6 protein-coding genes are annotated in these 7,487 nt (G+C 69.6%); 2 read left to right on the plus strand and 4 right to left on the minus strand.

The genetic code is table 11. From position 1 onward, the window contains the following. Positions 1-13 precede the first annotated feature (13 nt). Both AC0IY1_RS20800 and AC0IY1_RS20805 read right to left on the minus strand, forming a co-directional pair. Complete coding sequence (locus AC0IY1_RS20800; RefSeq protein WP_103710670.1) at positions 14-937, minus strand: HD domain-containing protein; 924 nt, start codon at positions 935-937, stop codon at positions 14-16. Beyond that, positions 937-2,127, minus strand: a complete 1,191-nt coding sequence (locus tag AC0IY1_RS20805; protein WP_055948149.1) for an inositol-3-phosphate synthase — start codon at positions 2,125-2,127, stop codon at positions 937-939. The genes AC0IY1_RS20800 and AC0IY1_RS20805 overlap by 1 nt, the downstream gene beginning before the upstream one ends. Before the next feature lie 317 nt (positions 2,128-2,444). On the opposite strand from AC0IY1_RS20805, the gene AC0IY1_RS20810 reads away from it, so the two are divergent. Continuing rightward, positions 2,445-3,629 (plus strand): transglycosylase SLT domain-containing protein, encoded by a 1,185-nt coding sequence (locus tag AC0IY1_RS20810; protein WP_471772068.1) that lies wholly within the window; start codon positions 2,445-2,447, stop codon positions 3,627-3,629. A gap of 18 nt (positions 3,630-3,647) precedes the next feature. Here the strand turns inward: AC0IY1_RS20810 and AC0IY1_RS20815 are convergent, their stop codons facing one another. Then, on the minus strand, positions 3,648-5,264 hold the full coding sequence (locus AC0IY1_RS20815; RefSeq protein ID WP_471772058.1) for a DHA2 family efflux MFS transporter permease subunit: 1,617 nt from the start codon (positions 5,262-5,264) through the stop codon (positions 3,648-3,650). 13 nt (positions 5,265-5,277) lie between these two features. Then, positions 5,278-6,528: an HlyD family secretion protein gene (locus AC0IY1_RS20820; protein ID WP_471772061.1), complete on the minus strand. Its 1,251-nt coding sequence runs from the start codon at positions 6,526-6,528 to the stop codon at positions 5,278-5,280. A gap of 220 nt (positions 6,529-6,748) precedes the next feature. Between AC0IY1_RS20820 and AC0IY1_RS20825 the strand changes: the two genes are divergently transcribed. Next, complete coding sequence (locus AC0IY1_RS20825) at positions 6,749-7,411, plus strand: HdeD family acid-resistance protein (protein WP_471772064.1); 663 nt, start codon at positions 6,749-6,751, stop codon at positions 7,409-7,411. Positions 7,412-7,487 lie beyond the last annotated feature (76 nt).

Below are 7,487 nucleotides of genomic sequence, written 5' to 3' on the forward strand. Positions count from 1 at the left end.
TCGCGAGGTGAAATCACGGGATCTGCATGTCCTTGAGCACGCGGTCGTGGAAGCCCTTCACCGGACCCGCATGGACGAGCTCCATCTCGTCGAGAACCGTGCCCATGGTCAGGGTAGCGGCCCGCAGGTGCTGGGCGATCTGCAGCACGCGGTCGATGCAGTCGGCCGCGTGGAAGGCCCGGCCTTCCGCCGTGGCGTCGTCGGGCAGGACGCTGCGCGCCCGCTCGACCGTCTCGCGCAGGGCCGGGTCGAGTTCGTCGAGCGCCCATTGCGTGGTGCGGGCCATGATCGGCAGGAGGTGGTCGCCCAACAGCATCTCGCCGGTAAAGCCGGCATCCGGCATCGCGGCATTGTGGAAGTGATGGGCCATGGCGGCGAGGAAGACCTGGGTCGGGTCGGCCCGGTAGAACGGGCTCAGCACGACGCCGTAGACCGCCACCATCAGGCAATGCTCGGCATGGTTCTCCGGCGGCTCCAGCAGGATGCGGGGCTTGCCGGGGCAGGTGACGCCGGCGCGGGGCTGATGCGCCAGGGCGGCGACGAAGCCCGGCAGGGGACCCGGCACGAAGCTTTCCGGCGCGCGCAGGGCCGCCCGGAGGCGGTCCCGCAGGCTGGAGGCGACGCTGTCGCTGACGGCATCGAAACCCGCCACCAGGACATCCGCCGTTGCCCGTTCGTCGAGCCCGGCGGCGCTGAGGAACGCGGCGTCGAGATCGCAGAGGCGGGCCGCGGCGAGGGCCTTGGCGGTGATGTCGAGGGCGACGGCCTCCGGCGCGGCGCCCCCGGTGAGGGCGCCCCAGCCTTGCGCGAACAGGCGCTCGGCGATGGAGCCCGTCCGCCCGGCGGCGTGCACGCGCTTGAGGTCGTTGACCTCGACGAGGAGGGCGCGAAGCGCCAGCGGGGCCGCGGGACCGGCGCCCTCCGTCTGCGTCGACATCAGTGCGTGCCGAGCCACTCGAGCAGCATGGTCTGCTGCTTGCCGAAGTCATGCTCGGGGCCGTGGCCGTTCTTCACCATCGGGGCCTTGAAGAAGCTCGAGAGCTGCTCCTGGACACCGCCGTCGCCGCGCTGCTTGGCGAGCTCGAGGACGCGGGCGATCTCGATGACGAGGGGGGCGGCCAGGATCGAGTCCTTGCAGAGGAAGTTGACCTTGATCTGCATCCGCTGGCCCATGAAGCCGCTGACGTCGATGTTGTCCCAGGCTTCCTTGTCGTCACCGCGGGGGCGGTAATAGTGGATGTGCACGAGGTGGTCCTCGACTGGGTAGCCGAGGATCGAGTCGAGCACCGTGCCCTTGGTGTTGAGCTTCGACTGGAGCGAGTCCTTGTCGTTCAGGGCCAGACCGTCGCGGTTGCCGAGGATGTTGGTGGAGAACCAGCCGTCCACGTGCAGGGCGCGGGCCTTGAGGGCCGGGGCCAGGACCGTCTTCATCATGGTCTGGCCGGTCTTGCCGTCCTTGCCGGCCACGGGGACGTTCATCTCCTTGGCCAGTTCGAGCAGGGCCGGCACATCGGCGGCCACGCTCGGGGTGAAGTTGGCGTAGGGCACGCCGCTCTTGATCGCCGCATAGGCGTAGAGCATCGCCGGGCTGATGGACTCGTCGCTGCTGTCGAGGCCCTTCTCGAAGGCGGCCGTCGAGTTCAGGGTCGGGTCGGACAGATCGGGCCATCGCTCGGTGGAGGCGAGGTTGATGACCACGACCTCGTCGAGATTGCTCTCGGCCTTGAAGCGGCGCAGGTCGTTGGCGATGACCGAGACCGCCTCGCGGTGGTCCTTGGCGACGATGCGGTTGGCACCCTCGATGTTCTTGCAGAACTTGGCGCTGCCGACGGCCGGCCAGGGCTTGATGCCCTTCAGGACCTGGGCGCCATTCTCGATATCCTGCGCGGTGAGAACGCCGTGGCCGGTGGCGGCGGAGGCGAGGTCATCGTCGTTCAGATCCCATCCGCCGAACACGAGGTCCTTGTAGTCGGCCATCCCGGCGACCGGGACGCCCGCCAGGGGCAGGCCATCGAGGCGGTTCGATCCGGATTTAATCATCTCGATGCCTGCGATGGCGGTGGTGGCGACAGCGCCACCCATGCCAACGAACGCAACGCCGACGCGGCGACCGGTCTGCATGCTCATTGGGAAACGGCTTCCTTCTTCAGGCGAACGGGAGCCTGTCCCAACCTGGGGGCCGTTCCGCTCAGCCCTCACTAACTGGGCTTCCGGGGTTGCGTTCCAACCCTGGCCAGGACGCCTTTTTGACGCGGTGCACCTGAACGGCCACCGAACGATCTATTAAAAATTCGTAAATACAATGGCTTAACCCAACGTTAAGCCTGCCATCGTTGAATCACGGAGCTGTCCCATTCTGGTCACAGCAACCGGCGAGACGTCCCCTCGCTGAACGACAACGAAGCCGCGCCCGACGAAGGCAGCGGTACGAACAAGGACCAATGATGGGGGTTTTCCCGGAGCCGGCGCTCTGCGCCGACGACGTGAGCCGTCTCGTGCCCAACGAGACCTTCGACGCAGACCCGACCGTGGCGTGGCTGCCGCGGACCGAGCGCAGGACGCGCCGGACCTTCGCCACTCTCCGCCGCCGGACCCTCGCGACGCTCGTCACTGGCGTGCTGCTGGGCGGCGCGCTGCCGCAGAACGCCCTGGCACCCGCCGCGGCGGCCCATGACCGGATCGACGAGCGCGCCCTGACGGCGCAGGCTCTCGTCCGGGACCAGTCCGCGCCTGTTCCCGAGACCCCTAACGCGTCCGACTGGGCCGGGGTTCCCGTGGTCGAGCAGGAACCCGCGACGCTGTCGCTGATCGAGAGCGACCTCGCCTCCCTCGCCCCGAGCCGCGACGCCTCCGGCGCCGAGCGACTGCGCTTCGGCGACATGGCCGTGCCGCGCGAGATCGTCGACACCATCCTGCGGGCCGCCACGGAAACCGGCGTCGACCCGGTCTACATGATGGCGCTGGCCGACAAGGAATCGAGCTTCGCCACCAAGGTGAAGGCCTCGACCTCCTCCGCCGAGGGCCTGTTCCAGTTCCTGTCGGGCACCTGGCTCGAGCTGATCCGCACCTACGGCGCCCGCCATGGGCTCGCCGACGAGGCGGCGGCGGTGAAGGGGCGCGGCAGCGCCATCACGATCGCCGACGAGGCGACGCGGACCCGCGTGCTGCGCCTGCGCCAGGACCCCTACGTCGCCGCCCTGATGGCGGGCGAGCTCATCAACCGCGACAAGGGCCGGATCGAGCAGCGCATCGGCCGCGACCTCTCCACCGCCGAGCTCTACTTCGCGCATTTCCTCGGCACCGCCAGCGCCGGCCGCTTCCTCGAGCTCACCGCCGAGAAGCCGGGCCAGGTCGCCAAGCAGGTGTTCAAGGCCGCGGCGAAAGCGAACCGCAGCCTGTTCACCGAGAAGGCCGGCAAGGGCCGCCGCAGCCTCACGGTCGCCGAGGTCCGCGAAAAGATCGGCGGCATGATCGACCGCCGCCTCGACCGCTACGAGGGCGTGGCCGCCCTCGCGGCCCCGGAGCTGAAATCCGAAGTCACCCTCACGGAGATCGAGACCGACGCGGCCCCCGTCCCAGCCCAGGCCGGACGCGTCCACGTCACCGAGGCGACCACGCCGGCCGAGTGAGCCCCGAAGCGGCGCGGTTCAGTGCCCGGCCGGTGCGCCGCCGCCGAGCTTGACCTTGCTGAGGATCATCGCGAGCGGCACCGCCGCGCCGGAGACGAGGCAGAGCGACCAGAACACGTCGATGTAGCCCCAGTACGCCACCTGGGTCTGGAGCTGCTGGCCGATCCAGGCCATCGCCTGGTTCTGCGCCTCGACGCCGGACGCCCCATGGGCCTGGAAGTACTGCGTCGCCACCCGCAGGGTCTCCTGGTAGTTCGGGTTGGCGCTGGAGACGCTCTCCCCGAGCCGGCTCTGGTGGAATTGCTGCCGGTAGGCGAGCACGTTCTGGGCGAGGCTCACGCCCATCGAGCCGCCGACGTTGCGGGCCACGTTGATCAGCGCCGAGGCCTGGTCGGTCTGGCCCTTCTCGATGCCCTCGTAGGAAGCGGCGGTGATCGAGATGAAGATCATCGGCAGGCCGATGCCGATATAGATGCGCGACCAGGCGAAGAACCAGAAGCTGGTGTCGCCGTAGAGGCGGGTAAGGTCGTACATCGCCGCGGAGACGATCGCGGCGCCCAGTGCGATCAGGTATTTCGGCTGCACCTTCCCCGAGATCCGGCCGATCACCAGCATCATGAACACCGTGACGAGGCCGCCCGGCGCCAGGACGAGGCCGGCAAGGGTGGCGGTGTAGCCGTAATATTCCTGCACCAGCTGCGGCACGAACTGCGTCGTGGCGATCAGGATCGCGCCTGTGGCCATCATCACGAGGAAGCAGGCGCCGAACTGGCGGCTGCCCAGGAGCCGGAGATCCACCACCGGGTTCTTCCGGGTCAGCTCCCAGGGGATCATCGCCACGAAGGCGACGACGCAGATCACCGCGAACACCACGATGAAGTTCGAGCCGAACCAGTCCTTGCGCTGGCCCTCGTCGAGGACGACCTCGAGCGCCCCCAGGAAGGTGGCGACGAGCAGGAACCCCACCAGGTCGAAGCGCACGCCCTCGCGGCGCAGGCGCCGCCGCTCCTCCACGGCGCCCTTCGGGTCCTCCAGCAGCAGGTGCATCAGCCCGAGGGCGATCAGGCCGATGGGGCCGTTGATGAGGAAGCACCAGTGCCAGGAGACGTTGTCGGAGAGCCAGCCGCCCAGGGTCGGGCCGATCACGGGCGCCACCACCACGGCGAGCCCATAGAGGGCGAAGGCTTGGCCCCGCTTCGCCGGCGGGAACGAATCGGCCAGGATCGACTGGGCCAGCGGCGCCATGCCGCCCCCGCCCAGCCCCTGGAGCACCCGGAAGACCAGGAGCGATTCGAGGTTCCAGGCGAAGCCGCACAGCACCGAGGCCACAGTGAAGAGCGCGATGCTCCACATGAAGAAGGCTTTTCGCCCGAATCGCTTCGCGAGGAAGCTCGAGGCCGTGAGCACGATGGCGTTGGCCACGAGGTAGCTCGTCACCACCCAGGCCGCCTCGTCCGGGCCCACCGCGAGGCCGCCGGAGATGTAGCGCAGGGCCACGTTGGCGATGGTGGTGTCGAGCACCTCCATGAAGGTCGCCAGCGAGACCACGAGGGCGATGGCCCAGGGGTTGTGCCCGCCCGGGGCCTTGACGGAGGCGTCCGAGGCCCCGCCGGCCTCCGCCGCGGCGGCGCTCATCGTGCGATGCCCGTCACCGGACGTGCACCCGCGGCACGATCGACATGCCGGGCCCGATGGCGACGTCGGTGGGCCACTGGTCGACCACGATCTTCACCGGGATGCGCTGGACCACCTTCACGTAGTTGCCGGTGGCGTTCTGGGCCGGAAGCAGGCTGAAGGCGGTGCCGGAGCCAGGCTGCACCGAATCGACGTGCCCGGTGATCTTGCGGTCCGGGTAGGCGTCGATCGCGATATCGGCGTGCTGGCCCGGCCGCATGTCGGTGATCTGCGTCTCCTTGTAGTTCGCGATCACCCAGATGTCGTCGGGCACGAAGGTCGACAGCGTCTGCCCGGCCTGGGCGAACTGTCCCCGGGCCCCCGACAGCTGCACCATCCGGCCCGGCTGGGCCGCCGTGACGGTGGTGTAGCCGAGGTTGAGTTCGGCCTGCGCCACCTGGGCCCGGCCGGTGGCGAGGCTGGCCTCGGCCCCCGCTTTCTGGGCGGCGAGCGCGCCGACCTGGGTGCGCGCCGCGACGAGGGTGGCTTTCGAGCGGTCGTAGGCGGCCTGCTGCTGGTCGAGGGTCGAGGCGGAGGATTGCGAGCGCTGGATCGTGCCCGCGCCCTTCTCGGCGAGGTCGCGGTAGCGGGCCGCGTCCTCCCGGGCGAACTTCAACGAGGCCTCGGCCTGGGTCACCTCCGCCTGGGAGGCCGAGACTTGCGCCCTCTGGCCCTCGATCTGCGCGTCGAAGTTGCGGATCGAGGCCTCCGCCGAGGCGACCTGCGCCCGGGCCTGCGCCAGGGCGACCTCGTAGTCGCGCCGGTCGATCTGGAACAGGACGGCCCCGGTCTCGACATGCTGGTTGTCGGTGACCGGCACGTCGACGATGTAGCCGGCGACCTTCGGCGCGATGGAGAATTGCCGCGCATCGACGAAGGCGTCGTCGGTGGATTCGAACGGGTGCAGGCGGGTCAGCCAATAGACATACGCGCCGGCCGCCAGGGCAACGACCGCGAGCGCGATGCCGAGGGCCCAGAACGGATGCCGGCGCAGGATGTTCGGCTTCTTGTCCGCGGTCCCGTCGGACTCCTGGGCCGGATCGGTCTCGCCGGTGGAGGCAGGCGCGGACTCGCCGGCGCGGTCGCGCGCTCCGGTATCCTCCAGCGGCGCCTCTCCAGGCGCCCGCGCGTTCGATGCATGCGCTTGGGAGCCGTCCGCATCGGATGGCCGCACCGACTCGCCCCGTGCGGGCTGGCTCCCCACGGCCTGCTGATCCTGAAGCATCGACTGATCGTCCGAACGCGTCCAGGGGCCGCGCAATCGAAACCGCGCCGCCCGAAATTCCCGCCTCGGCGACAACAAGAAGTAGCGCAGGCGATTGTTCCGGAGGCGGATCACATTTGCGGACCGCGTCCGCGACCGGACGGAACGTCCGAAATCCGGCGCGCGTTTTCGGGCTCGAAGGGCCGGGTCGCGGTCCGTCCCCGAGCTGCAGGAGGCGCGCATGACCGCCGGTTCTCCCCTGTCGCCACCCGGTGCCGCCGGCCCGGGCGGCCTTGATCGCCGCGACGCAGGGGCGCGTCGCGATGCGATGAGTACGGTGCTGGCCCGCAACTGGTGGTTGATCGCGCTGCGCGGGGTGGTCGCCATCCTGTTCGGGCTGATCGCCTTCGTGGCGCCGGGCGCCTTCGTCCTCTCCCTCGTGCTGTTCTTCGCCGCCTACATGCTGGTGGACGGCATCGTCGGAATCGTCGCCTCGGTGCGGGCCGCCCAGCGCCACGCGCGCTGGGGTTTCCTCCTCCTCGAAGGGCTCCTCGACATCGTCGTCGGCGTCGCGGCCGTGCTCGTGCCGGCGGCGGCCGTCTGGGCCTTCGTCTATCTCGTGGCGTTCTGGGCCCTCGTCACCGGCGGCCTGATGGTCGCGGCGGGCTTCCGCCTGCATGCCCATTACGGGCGCTGGTGGCTGGTGCTCGGCGGCGGCGTCTCGATCCTGTTCGGCATCGCGCTCCTGATCAATCCCGGCCTGTCGGCCCTGGTGCTGACCTGGTGGATCGGCAGCTACGCGATGGTGTTCGGACTTCTGCTGGTCCTCCTGGCCTTCCGCCTGCGCGGCCGCCATGCGGAGGCGGGCCGGCCCGGCCCCCTGGGGCGTCCCGGAACGGCGTAGCTTTGCTCGCGCGAGATGGTCTAGACCCGACCCGACACCGCGCGGCGCTTCGCTGCTGAGCGCCGCCCCCCGTGAC

It is taken from the genome of Methylobacterium sp. AC690, from assembly GCF_979256535.1.